This window comes from Pseudomonas sp. DWP3-1-2, assembly GCF_049896285.1.
Taxonomy (GTDB): domain Bacteria; phylum Pseudomonadota; class Gammaproteobacteria; order Pseudomonadales; family Pseudomonadaceae; genus Aquipseudomonas.
In genome coordinates this window covers 188,471-209,772 of sequence record NZ_JAFCTZ010000003.1, presented here as the reverse complement: position 1 = coordinate 209,772, position 21,302 = coordinate 188,471, and the positions used below count along the sequence as shown (strand labels likewise).

Sequence of the window (21,302 nt, the reverse complement as noted above, 5' to 3'; positions counted from 1 at the left end):
AACTCAAAACCTATCCAGAGCCTGAACAATCGCTTCGCGGGCAAGCCTCGCGCCAACGGGTTTCAAACTTCTTCACCCTCCAGCATGTCACCAAACGCCTGTTGCAATGCCACGCCTGCACCCATCAACCCGGGGTACTCGGCCGTCACCAGCCACACCGGCACGCCTTTGAAGTAATCGCTCATCACGCCCTTTTCAGCAAACGCACGGCTGAAGCCGCTGTTCATGAAAAAGTCGATAAAACGCGGCACCACGCCGCCGACGATGTACACGCCACCCCGACCGCCGACGGTCAGCACGTTGTTCCCGGCCACCCGGCCAAGAAACACGCAGAACTGATCCAGCACGGCAGCCGCTACCGGATCGCCCGCCACAGCCGCCGAGGTAATCGCCGCGGGTGACTTGAGCACCGGCTCGATATCGTCCAGCGCGCAACTGACCTGATACAGCAGCAAAAGACCGGCACCACTGAGGACGGTTTCGGCGCTGACGTGCTCGTGATCGGCCATCAAGCGCATCCACAGCAAGGCTTCCCGGGCATTGCCGATCGGCAGGTCGACATGACCGCCCTCGCCCGGCAGCGCCATCCAGCGATTGACGCCGACGCTGAGCAGCGTGCCGACACCCAGGCCCGTGCCCGGCCCGACCACCACACGTGGCCGATCGGCCTCGCTGATGCCATGGCAAACGGTCAGGTATTCGTCATCTTTCAGGCAGGTCATGCCCAGGGCCATGGCCGTGAAGTCGTTGATCAGCAGCAACTCATCCACTTTCAGGTTGGCGCAGAACGCGGACTTGCTCAACCGCCAATGGCTGTTGGTGAAATGGAATTCGTCCCCGTCCACCGGGCCGGCTACGGCCAGGCATACGAAACCGACATCGCCGCGTTGCAGCTCGAGATCCTGAAGATAGACTTCGATGGCCTTCTCGGGACTGACGTAGTCGATGGTCGGGAATACCCGGATGGAATGCAGCTTTTCATCTTCCCAAATGGCAAAACGTGCATTGGTACCGCCAATATCACCGACCAGGGCCAACTTCACTTAAGCGTCTCCAGACTCGAGGTAAAGGCGCTGGCGCCCTTCTCTGCCGAGCTGAAGGCCATGCGCATGAAACTGAACAATTCACGCCCGCAACCGACACCATTGTCGAGCTGACCGATTGCCGGTTCTCTGGCCGCCAATTCTGCCGGTTCGACCAGAACTTGCAACGTCCCTTTTACACCGTCCACCCGCACGATGTCGCCATCACGCAAAAGTGCCAAAGGGCCACCATCAAAGGCTTCCGGGCAAACGTGGATCGCCGCCGGGATCTTGCCCGATGCGCCAGACATGCGTCCATCAGTAACCAACGCCACTTTGAAACCGCGGTCCTGCAACACGCCCAGAAACGGCGTCATTTTGTGCAGTTCCGGCATGCCGTTGGAGCGCGGCCCCTGGAAACGCATCACGGCGACGAAATCACATTCCAGCTCGCCCGCCTTGAACGCATCAGCCAGGTCCTGCTGATCCTGAAAGACCTTGGCCGGTGCCTGAACGATCTGGTGCTCAAGGGCCACGGCGGACACTTTCATGACACCGCGCCCCAGATTGCCTTCCATCACGCGCAGGCCGCCTTCGGGAGAGAACGGCCGCGTGATCGGACGCAGGATGTCTTCATCCAGACTTTCGGTCGGGCCTTCGCGCCAGACCAGCTTGCCGTCTTCCAGGAAAGGTTCCTGGGTGTAACGACTCAGGCCACGGCCCACGACCGTGTTGACGTCTTCGTGCAGCAGACCGGCGCCCAACAGTTGGCGGATCAGGAACGACATGCCGCCCGCCGCCTGGAAGTGGTTGATGTCAGCCTTGCCGTTCGGATAGACGTGGGTCAGGGTCGGCACCACTTCCGAAAGATCGGCCATGTCCTGCCAGGTCAACTGAATGCCCGCTGCCTGGGCAATCGCCGGCATGTGCAAGGTGTGGTTGGTAGAGCCACCGGTGGCGTGCAAGGCCACGATGGAGTTGACCAGCGAACGCTCGTCAACGATCTCGCCCAAGGGCATGAAGTTGCCGCTCTGCATGGTCATGCGCGTGATCTGGTGCGATGCTTCGACGGTCAACGCGTCACGCAGCGGCGTGTACGGATTGACGAACGAAGCGCCCGGCAAATGCAGGCCCATGACTTCCATCAGCAACTGGTTGGTGTTCGCGGTGCCGTAGAAGGTGCAGGTGCCCGGCCCGTGATAAGACTTCATTTCTGAATCCAGCAGCTCCTCGCGAGTGGCCTTGCCTTCCGCATAACGCTGCCGCACGTCGGCTTTCTGCTTGTTGGAGATCCCCGACACCATCGGTCCGCCGGGAATAAACAGGATCGGCAAGTGACCAAAACGCAGCGCCCCCATCATCAGGCCCGGCACAATCTTGTCGCAGATGCCCAGCATCAATGCGGCGTCGAACATGTTGTGGGACAACGCCACGGCGGTGGACATGGCGATGACTTCGCGGCTGGCGATGCCCAGTTCCATGCCCGGCTCACCCTGGGTGACACCGTCGCACATCGCCGGCACGCCACCGGCGAATTGACCGACCGAACCAATGTCACGTAAAGCCTGTTTGATCTGATTCGGGAAATGCTCATAGGGCTGATGCGCCGAGAGCATGTCATTGTAGGAAGAAACGATGGCCACGTTAGCGGCGTTCATCATGCGCAGGGTGTTTTTGTCTTCAGGACCGCAGGCTGCGACGCCATGAGCAAAGTTGGCGCATTGCAGCTTGCCACGTACCGGGCCTTCGCTCGCAGCGCCTCGGATCAGTTGCAGATAGCGCTGCCGTGTATCGTGACTGCGGGCGATCAGCCGTTGGGTTACCTCAAGGACGCGGGGATGCATGTGATGAACTCCAGACTAACGTATGTGGTCACCCGCTCAGACTGTTCCAGGGATCGAGGCCCAAGCCTTGTCTCTAAAAGCATGATCTCGATCAACTGAACTGGTCTTACAGGCTTCTATTTGTAGATAAAACAAAATATTGCCACTAAAAAGGCTTGTTTTCTATTTTTATGCGAATAATCTTGTAATTCCAACAACAAATTCTGTGAGGACGGCTGAATGACTCTTCGTATTGCTATCAATGGTTTTGGCCGCATCGGCCGCAACGTCCTACGCGCACTCTATACCCAAGGCTATCGTCAGGACCTGCAAGTCGTCGCCATCAATGATCTGGGCGACAGCGAGATGAACGCTCACCTGCTGCGCTTCGACACGGTCCACGGCCCGTTCGGCGGCACCGTCGAATGCGACAGCGAAAGCCTGACCGTCAACGGTGACCGAATTGCGGTCAGCGCCATTCGCAACCCTGCCGAGCTGCCGTGGAAAGCGCAGAACATCGACGTCGTGTTCGAATGCACAGGTTTTTTCACCAGTCGTGACAAGGCGGCTGCCCACCTGACCGCCGGCGCGCGCAAAGTGATCATCTCGGCACCCGGCAAAGGCGCGGACGCCACTATCGTGTACGGCGTCAACCACGACTCCCTGCGCCAGTCCCACCAAATCATCTCCAGCGCATCATGCACCACCAACTGCCTCGCGCCAGTGGCTCAGGTGCTGCACCGTGAACTGGGCATCGAAAACGGTCTGATGACCACCATCCACGCCTACACCAACGATCAGAACCTGATCGACGTGTACCACACCGACCCGTACCGCGCCCGCTCGGCCACTCAGTCGATGATCCCGAGCAAGACCGGCGCCGCCGAAGCCGTGGGTCTGGTGTTGCCGGAACTGGCAGGCAAACTCACCGGCATGGCCGTGCGGGTGCCTGTGATCAACGTGTCGCTGGTGGACCTCACCCTGCACCTGAGTCGCGAGACCACGGTGGAGGAAGTCAACGCAATCATGAAAGAGGCCAGCCAGCATTCGAAAGTGCTGGGTTACAACACCCTGCCGCTGGTTTCCCACGACTTCAACCACAACCCGCTGTCGTCGATTTTCGACGCCAACCACACCAAGGTCAGCGGCAAGCTGCTCAAGGTTCTGGCGTGGTACGACAACGAATGGGCGTTTTCCAACCGCATGCTGGATAACTGCCTGGCGCTGCATAACGCGCAGTGATGGCGATGTTATTCATGATGCCTTTGGATATCGCCGGAATACCCTGCGTATCCAGAAGCGGCGTGACGCAGGTTCACCGTTGCGTCCTTACGGCTGCCTATAAAACAAAAAGCCACTTTGTCTTGGCAAAGTAAAAACCGTCCGCTCCTTTGTCCGGCCCCTGCTTCGCAGGGGTTCCCTCACTCCGGCATTACTCCGTGGGTCGCCGCAAAGGGCCATCCATGGCCCAGTGCGGCTAACCCGGCATCCATGCCGGGTTCCCCACTGCGCAATGCCTGCGTTCGGCCGGCCACAAGTCGCAATCGCGTTGTCTGGACGAGTTGCGTGCATTCACCGGCCCAAGACTGGTGTTCAATCAGCTAGAAATATGCACCTGAAGACTCTTCACCGCAGATTTGCTTCTGCTTTTGCTTTTAATCGCCGCGATGGCCCAGACACCGCCAAACGCGCGTCGGGAGGCTGAGTGGAGGTGGCGTGGGGTGGGGCGACCGGCATGGATGCCGGGCGAGCGCCGCTGGGCCATGGATGGCCCGTCGGCGCGTACCCACACCACGGCACCGTAGCGAAGGAACCCCTGCGAAGCAGGGGCCGGACGTCAGCGCAAACGGTTTTCGTCTATTTTGCCACGACAAAATGGACCCGGCCGACAGGACGGAACCTCAAGCCGCAGCACCGCCAATGCTGTTGCTGCCACCCGATCCAACACGCTCCGCCACCACGCAACACGCGCAGGCAAAAAGATGCATTTCATTAGCCAACCAGTCGCCGACGCCTGGTCGCAGATACGTAGCGAACAGGCAGGCACGCCACCCGCCCCAATGAATTGCACAAACATCACTTGACCACGGACGTAGATGATACGCATTATCATCCGCTGCTTTTCCCAGGTCGGGTATTCCCGTGAGTCAATCACGCTTGAATGAAGTATTTCTGTCCCAACGCCCGGTCCTTTTGCGCACCCTGCAAAGGCTGGTCAGCAACCGCAGCACCGCTGAAGACCTGTTGCAGGAGACTTACCTGCGCGTGACACGCGCCTTGAGCAGCCGGGCCATTGATCATCTGGAACCTTTCGTCTACCAGACCGCCCGCAACCTGGCGCTGGATCATCTGCGCGCCCGCCGAGTAGTGGCTCGAACTGTCGACGATGACACCACTCAGGCGGATATCGAGAACGTTGTCGCCCCGATCAACCCGCTGGAAGACGCCACTCACGCCACGCGACTGCTTGAAGGTCTCAACGAGAGCCTGAGCAAACTGACTCCGCGCCAACAGCAGATATTTACCCTGAGTCGCCTCAATGGCTGCAGTTACCTGGAGATCGCCGGGCAACTGGGTGTGTCGGCCAGTACCGTGCAAAAGGAACTGAAATTGATCATGGCGATATGCGTCGCGGTGGCGGCAAAGCTTGACCACCTTTAGGTGTTGCAGCAGGCTGCGGGCAATCCGGGCATCGGCCTGCCGTTCGGCGTCCGACAAACAAGCACTACCGAGGATCATCCGTGAAGGATCCTGAAACCCTTCGCGCGCCTTCCATCGCTCAGGATGTCCTGAACGATAGCGCGATGGACCAAGCCTTGAACTGGCTGATCGAACTGGACAATGACGACCTCGAACAGCAGGCGCGTTTCCAGGCCTGGCTGGCGGCTGACCCTGCCCATCGCACAGCCTTCGACAGGGTTCACGCGGTCTGGCATTCGCAACCGGTGAAACAAGCGGCCAAGGCCCTGCAGCCCTCGTCCCCCGCGTTCTGGCGTCGCTGCACGGCTGCGTACTGGAAACCGCTGGCCACGGCGGCGGTGTTACTGATCGCGGTGTTCAACTTCAGCAACCTGGGCGTGCGCTTGCAGGCCGATCATTTGACGGCCGTGGGTGAGCGCCAGCGTTTGCAGCTGGAAGACGGCTCCCGAGTGCTGCTCAACACCCATTCAGCGTTATCCAGCGATATGACCGGCAAAGGCCCCGTGGCGCATCTGCTGCAAGGTGAAGCGTTCTTCGAAGTGCCTGCCAGCCTGAACCCGCCGCTGGAGGTTCAGGCCGGGACCGTCAGCCTGCGCTCCAGCGACAGTGCGTTCGCCGTGCGTTACCTGAATGGCGTGGCGCAGATTTTCGTCGAGCGGGGCGCTCTGAACGTGCGGACCCCGCAAAACAAAGCGCAAGTGGTCCTGGCCGGAGACAGCATCAGCGTTGACGCCAAAGGCGCCAGCCATCGCCAGGCGCTGGATCGCAATGCGGACCTGGCCTGGGTCCAGGGCCGTCTGGTGTTCGACAACTGTCCGTTGAGCGACGTACTGGCTGAGCTGCGGCGCTATTACCCCGGCTGGATCGTCAACACCAACGACCGGCTCCAGCACGTGGCCGTCACCGGCAATTACCGTCTGGACAACCCGATTGAGGTCGTCCGCTCCCTGGCCCACATCACCTCTGCCAGCCTGCATGAACTGCCAGCGCTGGTGATTTTGAACTGAGGAAATTATTTTTACGCGATAACCGCTCGTCGCTCGTCTAGTCATAGCCAATGCAACTGATTCGCATTAGTAATCAGTTGCAACACTATTGCCAGCGAGACAGGGAGCCCTATCGATGTCGTTCACGTTCAAGCCCGACACGCGTTTTGCCAAGACACCCACTTCGGGCCTGCAATGCTTTGCCCTATCGTTGCTGACCCTCGCTGTACTCGCCGCCAGCCCGGCGGCCATCGCCGCCAGCCCCAGTCCGGAAAGCGGCGTCCAGCCCACCAGCCGCCCTGCCGGGACCTACACGTTTGCCATCCAGCAACAGCCGCTGACGTCAGCACTGAACGAATTCAGCCGCATTACCGGCTGGCAGGTCGGCCTTTCCTCCGCGTTGGCCGACAACGTCACGTCACCCGGCGCAACCGGCAATCTGTCGCCAGGCAAGGCACTGGAACGCTTGTTGGCGGGGACTCATCTGGGCTATCGAAACCTGGGCAACAACAACGTGGCATTGGAAAAACGCACAGCGGGCGTGGTGGCTCTGGACCAGATCACGGTCAGCGCCACCCGTCAGGCGCAGGACGTCACCTCGGTGCCCAATAGCGTGACCGTTCAGGACCGCGCCGATCTGGATCGCCAGAACGTCAACACCATTCGCGACCTGGTGCGCTACGAGCCGGGCGTGTCAGTGGGCGGCGCTGGCCAGCGCGCGGGCACCACGGGCTACAACATCCGGGGTATCGACGGTGACCGGATTCTGACCCAGGTCGATGGCGTCGAAGTCCCGGACAGTTTCTTCTCCGGCCCTTACGCAAACACTCATCGCAACTACGTCGATCCGGAAATCGTCAAGCGTGTGGAGATCCTACGCGGCCCGGCGTCGGCGCTGTACGGCAGCAGCGCCATCGGCGGCGCCGTCAGCTATTACACACTGGATGCCAGCGACATCATCAAGGACGGCAAGGATGTGGGCGCACGCCTCAAGACCGGCTACAGCTCCGCCGATGACAGCTGGTTGACCTCTGCCACCGTCGCCGGTCGCCAGGGCGATTTCGACGGTTTGCTGCACCTGAGCCAGCGCAACGGTCATGAAACCGAATCCTACGGCAGCACGGGCGGCACGGGGCTGCAACGCACCGAGGCCAATCCTGAAGACGCACGCACCACCAATGTTCTGGCCAAGCTGGGCTGGAACTACAACGATGGCGCGCGCCTGGGCCTGACCTACGAAAAATACAAGGATGACCGCGACACCAACCAGAAGAGCGCGGTGGGCGGCCCGTTCAATGCCGGCACCGGCTTTGGCTTCTATCGATCACGAACCGGCAACGACACCATCACCCGCGAGCGGTTCGGCCTGGAAAACAGCTTCGCGCTGGACAGCCTGCTGGTGGACAACGTCAAGTTGAGCCTGAACTACCAGATCGCCAAGACCGACCAGAGCACCCTGGAACGCTACGTGCCCGGTTCCCGCGATGTATGGCGCTCCCGCGATACGTACTACAAGGATCGCCAATGGATTCTCGACGCCCAGCTGGACAAGGCGTTCAGTCTCGCGGACACCGATCACGTATTGACCTACGGCACCACGCTCAAACAACAGAAAGTCACGGGCCTGCGCAGCGGCAACGCAACCTGCGCCGCGGTGCTCGGCACCTGTCGCGTTGTGGGAGCCACCAGCCCGACGGCCTCGGACAGCCTGACGCCCTCCAGTGATTTCCCGGACCCGACCATCAACACCTACAGCCTGTTCGCCCAGGATCAGATCCACTGGAACGACTGGACCTTCACGCCCGGCGCGCGTTACGACTACGTTGACCTGAGCCCGCACATCACTCAGGAATTCCTCAATACCGTCAACCCGACGGGCGGCGGACAAGTCAGTGACGAGAACAAGACGTGGCATCGCCTGTCGCCCAAGCTCGGCGTTACTTATGCCCTGAGCGACCAGTACACCTGGTACGGCCAATATGCCGAAGGGTTCCGCACGCCCAGCGCCAAAGCCCTTTACGGCCGCTTCGAAAACCTGCAAACCGGCTACATCGTCGAGCCCAACCCGAATCTGGAGCCGGAGAAGAGCAAGAGCTATGAGACCGGCCTGCGCGGCCTTTTTGATGCTGGGTCGTTCGACGTCGCGGTGTTCTACAACAAGTACCGCGACTTCATCAACGAGGACGCGATCCAGCCGGCAACCGCCACCGAGGCGGTGTTCCAGGCCAACAACATCAAGCACGCCACCATCAAGGGTGTCGAACTCAAGGGTCGCCTGAATCTCGACACCTTCGGCGCACCGGACGGCCTCTACACCCTGGGTTCTGCCGCCTACCAATATGGCCGCAATGACGACACGGGGGAGCCGATCAACAGCGTCAACCCGCTCAAGGGTGTGCTCGGCCTGGGCTACGAGCAGGACAATTATGGCGGCCTGCTGAGCTGGACCCTGGTCAAGCGCAAGGACCGCGTGGACAGCACCAACTTTCATGCGCCGGATGGCTCCTCCAGCCAGTTCAAGACCCCCGGTTACGGCGTGCTGGACCTGGCGGGTTTCTACAAGGTCACCCGCGACGTCACCCTCAACGCCGGTCTTTATAACCTCACGGACAAAAAGTACTGGCAGTGGGACGACGTGCGCGGCTACGACGGTGTCGGCGAAGCGGGTGTCACCAGCCCGGCCTCACTGGATCGCCTGACCCAGCCGGGGCGCAACTTCGCCGTCAATGTGGTGTGGGATATCTGATCCGGTTACTGCGTCGCCGAATCATCGGCGGCGCTTTTTTTACGCAAAGAACGACCCGGATCGTTTCGTTAACAAGCCCGTCGCTTTTACAAGGAAGAACCATGACTCCCGCAAATGAATCTTCAGCCCTGCTTTCCCAGCGCTTGAATCAGGTAACACACGCGCCACACGAGCAACTGGACAAGGCCGTCAAGGCCAACGCGCCGTTCGAAACCCTGGGCAGTTATGCCCGTTTCGTGGTGGCGCAATACCTGTTCCAGGCTGAACTCAAGGCGCTGTATACCGACCCCGAACTGATCAGTATTTTCCCCGACCTGGCAGGCCGCTGCCGAGCCGAACAGGCCATGGCTGATCTTGCCGACCTGAACACCGACCTTCCCGCGCCGGTCAGCGGCGCATTGCGCCAGCCCACCAAGGCTCAGGCGCTGGGCTGGTTGTTCGTCTCCGAAGGCTCGAAACTGGGCGCTGCGTTTCTGATCAAGCGGGCCGCCGCGCTGAACCTGAGCGACACCTTCGGTGCCCGCCATCTTGGCGAGCCGGCAGGTGGCCGCGCTGAAGGCTGGAAGACGTTCACACGCATCCTGGACAGCCAGCAATTGAGCGCCGACGAGCAAGCACAGGCTGAGCAAGGTGCCATCGAAGCGTTTGAACGTTTCAACGTTTTGCTGCAACACGCTTACGCCACGGCCAGGCCGGCTGAAATGGCCACCTCCTGAAAGCCAGCCCGGCCTGTTAAGCTGGCCGGGATTTCCATGAGAGCCAATGTTCCCATCGACCACTGACGAGACCATGACCAGCAAACCTCCGCGGTCCAGAATTGCTCGCTGCCTGTTCGCCCTGCTCGCTTATGTCAGCCTTGGCATTGGCCTGATCGCCATCGTTGTGCCCGGCCTGCCCACCACGGAATTCATCCTGCTGGCCGCCTGGGCAGCCACCAAAAGTTCGCCGCGCCTGAGCGCCTGGCTGGAAAACCATCGCCTGTTCGGCCCGATCTTGAGCAACTGGCGCAATGGCAAACTCGTCGCACGCCGGGCCAAGATCAGCGCGACGATCAGCATGCTGGCCTGCGCGATCCTCATGTTCAGCCTGATGCCCCACAGCTGGCCGCTTTATGCCGCCGTAGCGGGCATGAGTCTGGGTAATCTCTGGATATGGTCACGGCCTGAACCCCTACCGGAAATCAATTAACTCAGCCTGCTAAATCAATGGGCTTGAAATAAACCAAGACCTCATGCCATACGCTTATTGAAATGCGACATTTTCATTCGCAAATGGCAGTAACACGTTAAATATCTCTTTGAGCTGATCGGGATCAAATTTCTATAACATTGTTGGACTAACCTGTTCCCCTCTCTCACGGATGGAACGATGAAATGTCCGAAACTTCCGGTAAACTCAGACTTGGCGCGTTAGTTGCACTTGTCGTTGGCTCAATGATTGGCGGTGGTATTTTCTCACTGCCGCAAAATATGGCGGCCAGCGCCGATGTCGGTGCGATCCTCATAGGCTGGGCAATTACCGCAGTGGGTATGCTGACCCTGGCGTTCGTTTTTCAGACCCTGGCCAATCGTAAGCCGGATCTGGACGGCGGGGTTTATGCCTACGCCAAGGCGGGGTTCGGTGACTACATGGGCTTTTCCTCGGCCTGGGGTTACTGGATAAGTGCCTGGCTGGGTAACGTTGGTTATTTCGTATTGTTATTCAGTACCTTGGGGTACTTCTTCCCCATTTTCGGTGAAGGCAATACCGTCGCCGCGATTATCGGCGCGTCACTCTTGTTGTGGGCTGTTCACTTTCTTGTATTACGCGGCATCAAGGAAGCGGCGTTTATCAACTTGGTCACCACCGTCGCAAAAGTTGTGCCGCTGTTGTTATTTATCCTGATCGCCCTCTTCGCCTTCAAGCTGGATATTTTCACAGCCGATATCTGGGGCATGAAAAACCCGGACCTGGGTTCGGTTGCCAATCAAGTACGCAAAATGATGTTGGTCACTGTCTGGGTGTTTATCGGTATCGAAGGTGCCAGCATTTTTTCCGCCCGTGCTGAGAAACGCTCTGACGTGGGCAAGGCGACCGTGATCGGTTTCATTACCGTGCTGTTGTTCCTGATGCTGGTGAACGTCCTGTCCCTGGGCATCATGACCCAGCCGGAACTGGCCAAGCTGCAGAATCCATCGATGGCAGCCGTACTGGAACACGTGGTAGGCCCTTGGGGCGCAGTGTTGATCAGCGTCGGCCTGGTCATTTCCCTGCTCGGTGCGTTGCTGTCATGGGTGCTGCTGTGTGCCGAAATCATGTTCGCCGCCGCCAAGGACCACACCATGCCGGCCTTCCTGAAAAAGGAAAACGCCAAGCAGGTGCCCGCCAACGCGCTGTGGCTGACCAACGGCATGGTGCAGATCTTTCTGGTCATCACCCTGTTTTCGGCCAGCACTTATCTGTCGCTGATTTACCTGGCCACCTCAATGATTCTGGTGCCCTACCTGTGGTCGGCGGCCTACGCCTTTCTGCTGGCCGTGCGTGGCGAAACCTATGAAAAAACACCGGGCGAGCGCAGCAAGGACCTGATCATCGGCGGCATTGCCCTGACCTACGCGGTCTGGCTGCTGTACGCCGGCGGCGTCAAATACCTGCTGCTGTCTGCGCTGCTGTACGCCCCCGGCGTCATTCTCTTCGCCAAGGCGAAGCACGAGTCCGGCCAACCCGTTTTCAACACCGTCGAAAAACTCATATTCGCCGCAGTGGTCATCGGTGCGCTGGTCGCCGCCTTCGGGCTGTACGACGGCTTCCTGACCCTGTAACCCGCAAGCAGTCCATTGGAGGAGAACAGATATGTCCACTGACAAAATCAAACTCGGGGTCCATTCCGAAGCAGGGAAATTGCGCCAGGTCATGGTGTGTTCGCCGGGGCTGGCCCACCAGCGCCTGACGCCGAACAACTGCGACGAGTTGCTGTTCGATGACGTGCTCTGGGTCAGCCAGGCCAAGCGTGACCACTTCGACTTCGTCACTAAAATGCGCGAACGCGGAATCAATGTGCTGGAAATGCACAACCTGCTGACCGACACCGTAGCGATCCCGGAAGCGCTGACCTGGATTCTCGAACGCAAAGTCACACCCAACATGGTGGGCATCGGTCTGGTCCACGAAGTGGACGCCTGGCTGCGCAGCCTGGAACCCCGCAAAATCGCTGAATTCCTGATTGGCGGTGTTTCCGCCGACGACCTGCCGAACAGTTTCGGCGGCAAGACCATCGAGATGTTCCGCGACTTCCTGGGGCATTCAAGCTTCATTCTGCCGCCACTGCCCAACACCCAGTTCACCCGGGACACCACCTGCTGGATCTACGGCGGCGTGACGCTGAACCCTATGCACTGGCCTGCACGACGTCAGGAAACCCTGCTCGCCAGCGCGATCTATAAATTCCACCCGGACTTCGTCAACGCCGACTTCCAGGTCTGGTACGGCGACCCCGACCAGGACCACGGCAACGCCACCCTTGAAGGCGGCGACGTGATGCCCATCGGCAATGGCGTGGTGTTGATTGGCATGGGTGAACGTTCTTCACGCCAGGCCATTGGTCAACTGGCCCTGAACCTGTTCAAGAACAACGCCGTGCAGCGGGTGATTGTCGCCGGGCTGCCCAAGTCGCGATCGGCCATGCACCTGGACACGGTGTTCAGTTTCTGCGACCGCGACCTGGTGACGATCTTCCCGGACGTCGTCGCCCAGATCGTTGCGTTCAGCCTGCGCCCGGATGAGAGCAAACCCGGTGGCATCGATATTCGTCGCGAAGAGAGCAATTTCCTCGACACGGTTGCATCGGCGTTGAACCTCAAGGCACTGCGGGTCGTCGAGACAGGCGGCAACAGCTTCGCCGCCGAACGCGAGCAGTGGGACGACGGCAACAACGTAGTGGCACTGGAGCCCGGTGTCGTCATCGGCTATGACCGCAACACCTACACCAACACCCTGTTGCGCAAGGCGGGTGTTGAAGTCATCACCATCAGCGCCAGCGAGCTGGGCCGTGGGCGTGGCGGCGGTCACTGCATGACCTGCCCGATCATCCGCGACCCTATCGACTACTAACATTCCGATCATTGACGTGTGACGCAGTGAAACCCGATTTCACTGCGCTCCACGAGGAGATTCACATCATGGCTTTCAACATGCGCAACCGCAGTCTGCTCTCGCTGATGCACCACACCACTCGCGAGTTGCACTACCTGCTGGACCTGTCCCGCGACCTCAAACGCGCCAAGTACACCGGCACCGAGCGTCCGCACCTGCAGGGCAAGAACATCGCGTTGATCTTCGAAAAAACCTCGACCCGCACTCGCTGCGCGTTTGAAGTGGCCGCCCATGATCAAGGCGCTCACGTCACCTACATCGACCCGGTTTCGTCGCAAATCGGCCACAAAGAAAGCATGAAAGACACCGCCCGTGTGTTGGGTCGCATGTTCGACGCCATCGAGTACCGCGGCTTCGAACAGGAAATCGTCGAAGAGCTGGCCAAGTTCGCGGGCGTTCCGGTGTTCAATGGTCTGACCGCCGAGTTCCACCCGACGCAAATGATCGCTGACACCATGACCATGCGCGAACACAGCGACAAGCCGCTGCACGACATCAGCTATGCGTATCTGGGTGACGCCCGCTACAACATGGGCAATTCGCTGCTGATGATCGGCGCGAAACTGGGCATGGACGTGCGCATCGGCGCGCCCAAAGCCCTGTGGCCCCATGAAGACTTCATCGCCCAATGCCAGGCGTTCGCCGAAGAAAGCGGCGCGCGAATCACCATCACCGAAGACCCGAAAGAAGCCGTCAAGGGCGTGGATTTCATCCACACCGACATCTGGGTCTCCATGGGTGAGCCCGTAGAAGCCTGGGATGAGCGCATCGAGCAACTGCTGCCCTACCAGGTCAACGCGCAGATGATGAAAGCCTCGGGCAATCCGCGGGTCAAGTTCATGCACTGTCTGCCAGCGTTTCATAACAGCGAAACCAAAGTCGGCAAGGACATCGCCGCCCGCTACCCGAACCTGGCAGGCGGCGTGGAAGTCACTGAAGAAGTCTTCGAATCGCCCGCCAATATCGCGTTCGAGCAGGCTGAAAACCGCATGCACACCATCAAGGCGATATTGGTAGCCGCACTGGCGGATATCTAAGCACTGACCGCCGGGAGGGGCTGATCCCCCTCCCGGCAAGATGGATGTGCCCATGCCCCGAACTTATTGAAGGAAACCCACCATGCGTATCGTCGTAGCACTGGGCGGCAATGCCCTGCTTCGCCGTGGCGAGCCGATGACCGCTGACAATCAGCGGGCCAACATCCGCGTTGCCACCGAACAAATCGCTCGCATTATCGAAGGCAACGAACTGGTGATCGCCCACGGCAATGGCCCGCAAGTCGGGCTTTTGTCACTTCAGGCGGCCGCGTATACCAGCGTCACTCCCTATCCGCTGGACGTGCTGGGCGCAGAAACCGAAGGCATGATCGGCTACATGATCGAACAGGAACTGGGCAATCTGCTGCCCATCGAAAAGCCCTTCGCCACCTTGCTGACCCAAGTGGAGGTTGACGGCAACGACCCGGCTTTCCAGCACCCGAGCAAGCCCATTGGCCCGGTCTACAGCAAAGAAGACGCTGAACGGCTGGCCGAGGAAAAAGGCTGGAGCATTGCCGCTGACGGTGACAAGTTTCGCCGCGTGGTCGCCAGCCCAAGACCTAAACGTATCTTCGAAATCCGCCCGATCAAATGGCTGCTGGAAAAAGGCAGCATCGTGATTTGCGCAGGCGGCGGTGGCATTCCGACCATGTACGGCGCAGACGGCAAGTTGCAGGGTGTCGAAGCGGTCATCGATAAAGACCTGTGTTCCGCGTTGCTGGCCGAGCAACTGGACAGCGACCTGCTGGTCATCGCCACCGATGTCGTCGCAGCGTTCATCGACTGGGGCAAACCGACCCAGAAAGCCATTATCGAGGCTCATCCTGACGACATGGAAAAATTGGGCTTTGCAGCAGGCTCAATGGGGCCTAAAGTTCAGGCTGCCTGCGAGTTCGCGCGTCATACCGGCAACCCTGCGGTGATCGGCTCGCTGGCGGACATTGATGACATCGTCAAAGGCACCGCTGGCACCCGCATCAGCACCGCCTGTACGAGCATTGTCTACGGTTGAGAACAGACTGCCGCCAAACCCCGAACAGAGCCTAGGCTCTGTTTGAACATTTCTACTTATTCCATTGGGCACGCACATGTTCGAACCCGGTCACCTGCACATCATCCGTACACCGCTGCAAGCTTCCGATTTTGGCTACAACATCCACATCCGCTATGAGGTCTGCCAACCCGAAGGTGAAGGCACCTGCATGCGTTTCGCCATGGAAGGTGAGGTTGCGGGGAATCAGTTTCAGGATGAATTCGTACTGCCCAGGGACCTGGCCTTCAACTTCGCTCACGACGCCAATCGCATCGCCATCAAGCATGGCCTGCCTTCCCTTGCGACACTGCCGCTGGCGATGCACAAGGACTACGATCAGATGTTCGAAGACGTGCGCCAGAAACTGCACGCCGAATCAGGTGAACCGGTGAAACCGGAACATTTGATCTGACAGAACACCCGGCTTCTCGCATCAGGTCCGTGGGAGCGAATGGATGCTCCCGCGGCCCGGTGTTACTTCGAATATCGCCCTTCTGCGTGCCCCGATCCGTCCCGCCCGCCTGCCTCGCGTAACGCCGGGCACCATCGCTTCGCACGATTACTGGCATAATTGCCGCCCTCGCGGCCCGGAAACCCAAGCCTTCCATGCGCATCCACGTCAGTTTTATCGACCGAGTCGGCATTACCCAGGAAGTCCTGGCGATTCTGGGTGGGCGTAATCTGAACCTCGACGCCGTGGAAATGGTGCCGCCCAACGTGTATATCGATGCGCCGACGTTGAGCCATCAGGTGCTTGAAGAACTCAAGGACGCCTTGTTCCGGGTGCGCGGCGTCGAAGCCATCACCGTGGTGGATATCCTCCCCGGCCAGCGCCGCCACCTGCAACTGGACGCCTTGCTCGCCGCCATGACCGATCCGGTCCTGGCCCTGGACAGCGCAGGCCATGTGCTGTTGGCCAATCCGGCACTGATCGCGTTGATCGGCCGCGAGCCAGCGGGCGAGGCAGTGGCTGAACTGTTCGCTGATCCGGGACTGCAAAGCGCGCTGCTGGAAAACGGCTTTCGCCTGCCACTGCGGGAAGTCACCCTCAACGGTGAAGCCTTGCTGCTGGACGCCACACCGATCACCGATGCCGGCGCGCTGTTGACCCTGTACCAGCCGAGCCGAATTGGTGAGCGCCTGTCTGCGCTGCATCACGATCACGCTGAAGGTTTCGATGCCTTGCTGGGCGAATCTGCGGCCATCCGCACTTTAAAAAACCGGGCGCAACGGGTTGCCACGCTGGATGCCCCGCTGTTGATTCAGGGCGAAACCGGCACCGGCAAAGAGTTGGTCGCGCGCGCCTGCCACGCCACCAGTGCCCGGCACAGCGCGCCGTTTCTGGCCCTGAACTGCGCGGCGCTCCCGGAAAACCTCGCTGAAAGCGAGCTGTTCGGCTACGCCCCCGGCGCCTTTACCGGCGCACAACGGGGCGGGAAACCCGGCCTGATGGAGCTGGCCAACCAGGGCACGGTGTTTCTCGATGAAATCGGCGAAATGTCGCCTTACCTGCAAGCCAAACTCCTGCGTTTTCTCAATGACGGCAGTTTCCGCCGGGTCGGCGGCGACCGGGAAGTCAACGTCAACGTGCGCATCCTTAGCGCCACCCACCGCAACCTGGAAAAGATGGTCAGCGAAGGCACGTTCCGCGAAGACTTGTTCTATCGCCTGAACGTACTCAATCTCGAAGTGCCACCCTTGCGTGATCGCGGCCAGGATATTTTGCTGCTGGCGCGGTATTTCATGGCGCAGGCCTGTGCCCAGATCCAGCGTCCGGTGTGCCGCCTGGCACCCGCCACCTACCCTGCACTGCTGGGCAACCGCTGGCCCGGCAATGTGCGCCAACTCCAGAACGTGATTTTTCGTGCGGCGGCGATCAGCGAAAGCAATCTGGTGGACATCGGCGACCTGGACATCGCAGGCACCGCCGTCGCCCGGGCCAATGATGGCGAAGTCGACAGTCTTGAACAGGCCGTTGAGCAGTTCGAGAAGTCATTGCTGGAAAAGCTCTACAGCGAACATCCCTCCACCCGCCAACTGGCAGCGCGTTTGCGGACGTCACATACGGCCATTGCCCACCGGCTGCGCAAGTATGGGATTTCAGGGAAAGGCTGAGCACTGGCAGTGGGACCGGCTTCAGCCGGGAAGGGTATTTCAGGCGATGCACATGCAGCGAACGCCTGGGCCTCTTCCCGGCTGAAGCCAGTCTTGTAAGAAACGATTCACTGCGCCCGCCCGTACTGATTTCGATACACCGGAACGATATCGCTACATAATCAGTACACCCACGCGCGCCAAGGCCTTGAACGCCTAAGCAATTTTTACGCGCCCTCACCTGTATTGATTTCGCTACAGGCACCGCTCGACCCACTCACTGAAAACCCTTCACACCCCTGATTTCATTGCCTAAAACCATATTGGCCGCAAACTTGCTAAGGACATTGCCATTACGCTCGCGCCTGTCACGAGCCTTTGTTCCCTTGAGGAGTTTTTATGAGCGAGTTGCGATTCACCGTTGACCACGAATGGCTGCGTGCCGAAGCCGACGGCAGCGTCACGGTAGGCATCACGCCGTATGCGCAAGAATCCCTGGGCGACGTGGTGTACGTGCAACTCCCGGAATTGCAGGCTTATCGTCAACACGCCGAGGCTTCGGTCGTAGAATCGGTGAAAGCCGCCAGCAGCATCAACATGCCACTTGATGGCGAGGTGGTCGAGGTCAACACCGCACTCGACAGCACGCCGGAGCTGGTCAATGAAGACGCTTTGGGCGCAGGCTGGTTCTTCCGTTTCATCCCGCAAGACGCCAGCGCCATTGATGGCCTGTTGGATCAGGACGCTTACGACCGCCTGATCAAAGCCAACGCTGAAGCCTGAGGAGCACGACATGACTGACCGTATCGAATTGAGCACCGCCAACGAATTCATCGCCCGCCACATCGGCCCGCGTGCCGCCGATGAGCAAGCCATGCTGGCGACGCTGGGTTTCGATTCGCTGGAGGCCTTGAGCGCCAGCGTGATTCCGGAAAGCATCAAGGGCACCAGCGTGCTGGGTATGGCGCCGGGTCTGAGTGAAGCCGATGCGCTGGCCTCGATCAAAGCCATTGCCGGCAAGAATCAGCTGTTCACCACCTACATCGGCCAGGGCTACTACAACACCCACACGCCAGCGCCGATCCTGCGCAACCTGCTGGAGAATCCGGCCTGGTACACCGCTTACACACCTTATCAGCCGGAAATTTCCCAAGGTCGTCTGGAGTCGCTGCTCAACTTCCAGACCCTGATCAGCGACCTGACCGGCCTGCCGATTGCCAACGCCTCGCTGCTGGATGAAGCCACGGCCGCCGCTGAAGCCATGACCTTCTGCAAGCGCCTGAGCAAGAACAAAAGCAGCCATCAGTTCTTTGCCTCCATCCACTGCCACCCGCAAACCCTCGACGTGCTGCGCACCCGTGCCGAGCCGCTGGGCATTACCGTGGTGGTGGCTGACGAAGCCGAGCTGGGCGATGTCAGCCCGTTCTTCGGTGCCCTGCTGCAATACCCGGCCAGCAATGGCGACCTGTTCGATTACCGCGAAGTGGTGCAGCGTTTCCATGACGCTAACGCATTGGTAGCGGTAGCGGCCGATCTGCTGGCCTTGACCTTGCTGACGCCGCCGGGTGAATTCGGCGCTGATGTCGCCATTGGCAGCGCTCAGCGTTTTGGTGTGCCGTTGGGTTTCGGGGGGCCGCACGCGGCGTATTTCTCCACACGCGATGCGTTCAAGCGCGACATGCCGGGACGTCTGGTAGGCGTGTCCGTGGATCGCCATGGCAAGCAGGCTTTGCGCCTGGCCATGCAGACCCGCGAGCAACATATCCGTCGCGAAAAAGCCACCAGCAACATCTGCACCGCGCAAGTGCTGCTGGCGAACATTGCCAGCATGTACGCCGTCTACCACGGCCCACGTGGCCTGACGCAAATCGCCCATCGCGTGCATCACCTGACGGCGATTTTTGCCAGGGGCGCGGCCGAACTGGGGCTCAACGTCGAACAGGAATTCTTTTTCGACAGCCTGACCCTGACCACGGGTGCCAGGACCGCTGCGCTGCATGCCAAGGCCCGCGCACAGCAGGTTAACCTGCGTGAAATCGATGATCAGCGCCTGGGCCTGTCGTTCGACGAAACCACGTCGCCTTCGGCGATCCAGGCCCTGTGGGCCATTTTCGCCGACGAAGGCCAGAGCCTGCCGGACTTCGCGGCCTTGGCAGACAGCGTTAAATCGCACTTGCCCAAAGATTTGCTGCGCCAATCAGCGATTCTCAGCCACCCGGTGTTCAACCGCTATCACTCCGAAACCGAGCTGATGCGCTACCTGCGCAAACTGGCCGACAAGGACCTGGCCCTGGACCGCACCATGATTCCGCTGGGTTCGTGCACCATGAAGCTTAACGCCGCCAGCGAAATGATCCCGGTTACCTGGGCTGAATTCGGCAACTTGCACCCGTTCGCCCCCGCCGAACAGAGCGCCGGTTATCAACAATTGGCCCAGGAACTGGAAGCGATGCTCTGCGCCGCCACCGGTTACGACGCCATTTCCTTGCAGCCGAATGCCGGTTCGCAAGGCGAATACGCAGGCTTGCTAGCCATTCGCGCCTACCACCAGAGCCGGGGCGACGAGCGCCGCGACATCTGCCTGATCCCGTCGTCGGCCCACGGCACCAACCCGGCCACCGCCAACATGGCGGGCATGCGCGTCGTCGTCACCGCGTGTGATGCACGAGGCAACGTCGATATCGAAGACCTGCGCGCCAAAGCCATCGAACACCGCGACCACCTGGCGGCCCTGATGATCACCTACCCGTCGACCCACGGCGTGTTCGAGGAAGGCATCCGGGAAATCTGCGGCATCGTGCATGACAACGGCGGGCAGGTTTACATCGACGGCGCCAACATGAACGCCATGGTGGGCCTGTGCGCGCCGGGCAAGTTCGGTGGTGACGTGTCCCACCTGAACCTGCACAAAACCTTCTGCATCCCCCACGGCGGCGGCGGCCCGGGCGTGGGCCCGATTGGCGTCAAGTCACACCTGGCGCCGTTCCTGCCGGGCCACGGTACTCTGGAGCGCAAGGAAGGCGCGGTGTGCGCAGCGGCCCTGGGCAGCGCCAGCATTCTGCCCATCACCTGGATGTACATCAGTATGATGGGCGGCGAAGGCCTCAAGCGTGCCTCACAACTGGCGATCCTCAATGCCAACTACATTTCCCGTCGTCTGGAAGAGCATTACCCGGTGCTCTACACCGGTACAAGCGGGCTGGTCGCGCATGAATGCATCCTTGATCTGCGCCCTCTGAAAGACAGCAGCGGCATCAGCGTTGATGACGTGGCCAAGCGCCTGATCGACTTCGGCTTCCACGCCCCCACCATGTCGTTCCCGGTGGCAGGCACCCTGATGATCGAGCCGACTGAAAGCGAATCCAGGGAAGAGCTGGATCGCTTCTGCGATGCCATGATCAAGATCCGCGAGGAAATCCGCGCGGTGGAAAACGGCACGCTGGATAAAGAAGACAACCCGCTGAAAAACGCGCCGCACACGGCCGCGGAAATCGTAGGCGAGTGGAACCATCCGTACAGCCGCGAACAAGCGGTGTATCCGGTGGAATCGCTGATCGACGGCAAGTACTGGCCGCCGGTTGGCCGTGTCGACAACGTGTTCGGCGACCGCAATCTGGTTTGCGCCTGCCCGTCCATCGAGAGCTATCAAGAGGCGTGATCCTTTAGCGTGGGACCGGCTTTAGCCGGCCCCACGGCGATTGCCACGCGTCAGCGCCACTATTGAAAAGGA

16 protein-coding genes are annotated in these 21,302 nt (G+C 60.1%); 14 read left to right on the top strand and 2 right to left on the bottom strand.

The features are described 5' to 3' along the window. Positions 1-62: 62 nt before the first annotated feature. Both ACP7B0_RS09875 and edd read right to left on the bottom strand, forming a co-directional pair. Positions 63-1,043, bottom strand: coding sequence for a glucokinase (locus tag ACP7B0_RS09875; RefSeq protein ID WP_426141098.1), 981 nt, complete (start codon positions 1,041-1,043; stop codon positions 63-65). Further along, positions 1,040-2,866, bottom strand: a complete 1,827-nt coding sequence (gene edd, locus ACP7B0_RS09870; RefSeq protein ID WP_426141097.1) for a phosphogluconate dehydratase — start codon at positions 2,864-2,866, stop codon at positions 1,040-1,042. Before edd ends, ACP7B0_RS09875 begins: the two co-directional genes overlap by 4 nt. A gap of 219 nt (positions 2,867-3,085) precedes the next feature. Between edd and gap the strand changes: the two genes are divergently transcribed. The 14 genes from gap to gcvP all read left to right on the top strand — a co-directional run bounded on the left by gap (position 3,086) and on the right by gcvP (position 21,230). Continuing rightward, positions 3,086-4,087 carry a type I glyceraldehyde-3-phosphate dehydrogenase gene (gene gap, locus ACP7B0_RS09865; RefSeq protein WP_426141096.1) on the top strand — a complete coding sequence of 334 codons (1,002 nt, stop codon included), beginning with the start codon at positions 3,086-3,088 and terminating at the stop codon, positions 4,085-4,087. Between the two features lie 900 nt (positions 4,088-4,987). Continuing rightward, positions 4,988-5,506, top strand: a complete 519-nt coding sequence (locus ACP7B0_RS09860) for an RNA polymerase sigma factor (RefSeq protein ID WP_426141095.1) — start codon at positions 4,988-4,990, stop codon at positions 5,504-5,506. An 80-nt stretch (positions 5,507-5,586) separates the two neighbouring features. Continuing rightward, positions 5,587-6,552 carry a FecR family protein gene (locus ACP7B0_RS09855; RefSeq protein ID WP_426141094.1) on the top strand — a complete coding sequence of 322 codons (966 nt, stop codon included), beginning with the start codon at positions 5,587-5,589 and terminating at the stop codon, positions 6,550-6,552. A 115-nt stretch (positions 6,553-6,667) separates the two neighbouring features. Further along, positions 6,668-9,277 carry a TonB-dependent receptor gene (locus ACP7B0_RS09850; protein ID WP_426141093.1) on the top strand — a complete coding sequence of 870 codons (2,610 nt, stop codon included), beginning with the start codon at positions 6,668-6,670 and terminating at the stop codon, positions 9,275-9,277. A 101-nt stretch (positions 9,278-9,378) separates the two neighbouring features. Then, complete coding sequence (locus ACP7B0_RS09845; protein ID WP_426141092.1) at positions 9,379-9,993, top strand: biliverdin-producing heme oxygenase; 615 nt, start codon at positions 9,379-9,381, stop codon at positions 9,991-9,993. A 46-nt stretch (positions 9,994-10,039) separates the two neighbouring features. Then, positions 10,040-10,465 (top strand): YbaN family protein, encoded by a 426-nt coding sequence (locus tag ACP7B0_RS09840; protein ID WP_426141091.1) that lies wholly within the window; start codon positions 10,040-10,042, stop codon positions 10,463-10,465. 185 nt (positions 10,466-10,650) lie between these two features. Next, positions 10,651-12,078, top strand: a complete 1,428-nt coding sequence (arcD, locus tag ACP7B0_RS09835; RefSeq protein WP_426141090.1) for an arginine-ornithine antiporter — start codon at positions 10,651-10,653, stop codon at positions 12,076-12,078. Positions 12,079-12,109: 31 nt separating this feature from the next. After that, positions 12,110-13,366 (top strand): arginine deiminase, encoded by a 1,257-nt coding sequence (arcA, locus tag ACP7B0_RS09830; protein ID WP_426141089.1) that lies wholly within the window; start codon positions 12,110-12,112, stop codon positions 13,364-13,366. 68 nt (positions 13,367-13,434) lie between these two features. Then, the gene (locus tag ACP7B0_RS09825; protein WP_426141088.1) at positions 13,435-14,445 is read left to right on the top strand and encodes an ornithine carbamoyltransferase; all 1,011 of its coding nucleotides are present in this window, start codon (positions 13,435-13,437) and stop codon (positions 14,443-14,445) included. 82 nt (positions 14,446-14,527) lie between these two features. After that, complete coding sequence (gene arcC, locus ACP7B0_RS09820; protein WP_426141086.1) at positions 14,528-15,457, top strand: carbamate kinase; 930 nt, start codon at positions 14,528-14,530, stop codon at positions 15,455-15,457. A 76-nt stretch (positions 15,458-15,533) separates the two neighbouring features. After that, the gene (locus ACP7B0_RS09815) at positions 15,534-15,890 is read left to right on the top strand and encodes a DUF5064 family protein (RefSeq protein WP_426141085.1); all 357 of its coding nucleotides are present in this window, start codon (positions 15,534-15,536) and stop codon (positions 15,888-15,890) included. 194 nt (positions 15,891-16,084) lie between these two features. After that, positions 16,085-17,593 carry a sigma-54-dependent transcriptional regulator gene (locus tag ACP7B0_RS09810; RefSeq protein WP_426141083.1) on the top strand — a complete coding sequence of 503 codons (1,509 nt, stop codon included), beginning with the start codon at positions 16,085-16,087 and terminating at the stop codon, positions 17,591-17,593. A gap of 378 nt (positions 17,594-17,971) precedes the next feature. Then, complete coding sequence (gene gcvH / locus ACP7B0_RS09805) at positions 17,972-18,355, top strand: glycine cleavage system protein GcvH (protein WP_426141082.1); 384 nt, start codon at positions 17,972-17,974, stop codon at positions 18,353-18,355. A gap of 10 nt (positions 18,356-18,365) precedes the next feature. Further along, positions 18,366-21,230: an aminomethyl-transferring glycine dehydrogenase gene (gene gcvP, locus ACP7B0_RS09800; protein WP_426141081.1), complete on the top strand. Its 2,865-nt coding sequence runs from the start codon at positions 18,366-18,368 to the stop codon at positions 21,228-21,230. Positions 21,231-21,302 lie beyond the last annotated feature (72 nt).

Bases quoted from the DNA above. Each gene is read 5' to 3' on its own strand.
- edd (WP_426141097.1), bottom strand. From the start codon at position 2,866: ATGCATCCCCGCGTCCTTGAGGTAACCCAACGGCTGATCGCCCGCAGT.
- gap (WP_426141096.1), top strand. From the start codon at position 3,086: ATGACTCTTCGTATTGCTATCAATGGTTTTGGCCGCATCGGCCGCAAC.
- ACP7B0_RS09850 (WP_426141093.1), top strand. From the start codon at position 6,668: ATGTCGTTCACGTTCAAGCCCGACACGCGTTTTGCCAAGACACCCACT.
- ACP7B0_RS09845 (WP_426141092.1), top strand. From the start codon at position 9,379: ATGACTCCCGCAAATGAATCTTCAGCCCTGCTTTCCCAGCGCTTGAAT.
- ACP7B0_RS09840 (WP_426141091.1), top strand. From the start codon at position 10,040: ATGTTCCCATCGACCACTGACGAGACCATGACCAGCAAACCTCCGCGG.
- arcD (WP_426141090.1), top strand. From the start codon at position 10,651: ATGTCCGAAACTTCCGGTAAACTCAGACTTGGCGCGTTAGTTGCACTT.
- arcA (WP_426141089.1), top strand. From the start codon at position 12,110: ATGTCCACTGACAAAATCAAACTCGGGGTCCATTCCGAAGCAGGGAAA.
- ACP7B0_RS09825 (WP_426141088.1), top strand. From the start codon at position 13,435: ATGGCTTTCAACATGCGCAACCGCAGTCTGCTCTCGCTGATGCACCAC.
- arcC (WP_426141086.1), top strand. From the start codon at position 14,528: ATGCGTATCGTCGTAGCACTGGGCGGCAATGCCCTGCTTCGCCGTGGC.
- ACP7B0_RS09815 (WP_426141085.1), top strand. From the start codon at position 15,534: ATGTTCGAACCCGGTCACCTGCACATCATCCGTACACCGCTGCAAGCT.
- ACP7B0_RS09810 (WP_426141083.1), top strand. From the start codon at position 16,085: ATGCGCATCCACGTCAGTTTTATCGACCGAGTCGGCATTACCCAGGAA.
- gcvH (WP_426141082.1), top strand. From the start codon at position 17,972: ATGAGCGAGTTGCGATTCACCGTTGACCACGAATGGCTGCGTGCCGAA.
- gcvP (WP_426141081.1), top strand. From the start codon at position 18,366: ATGACTGACCGTATCGAATTGAGCACCGCCAACGAATTCATCGCCCGC.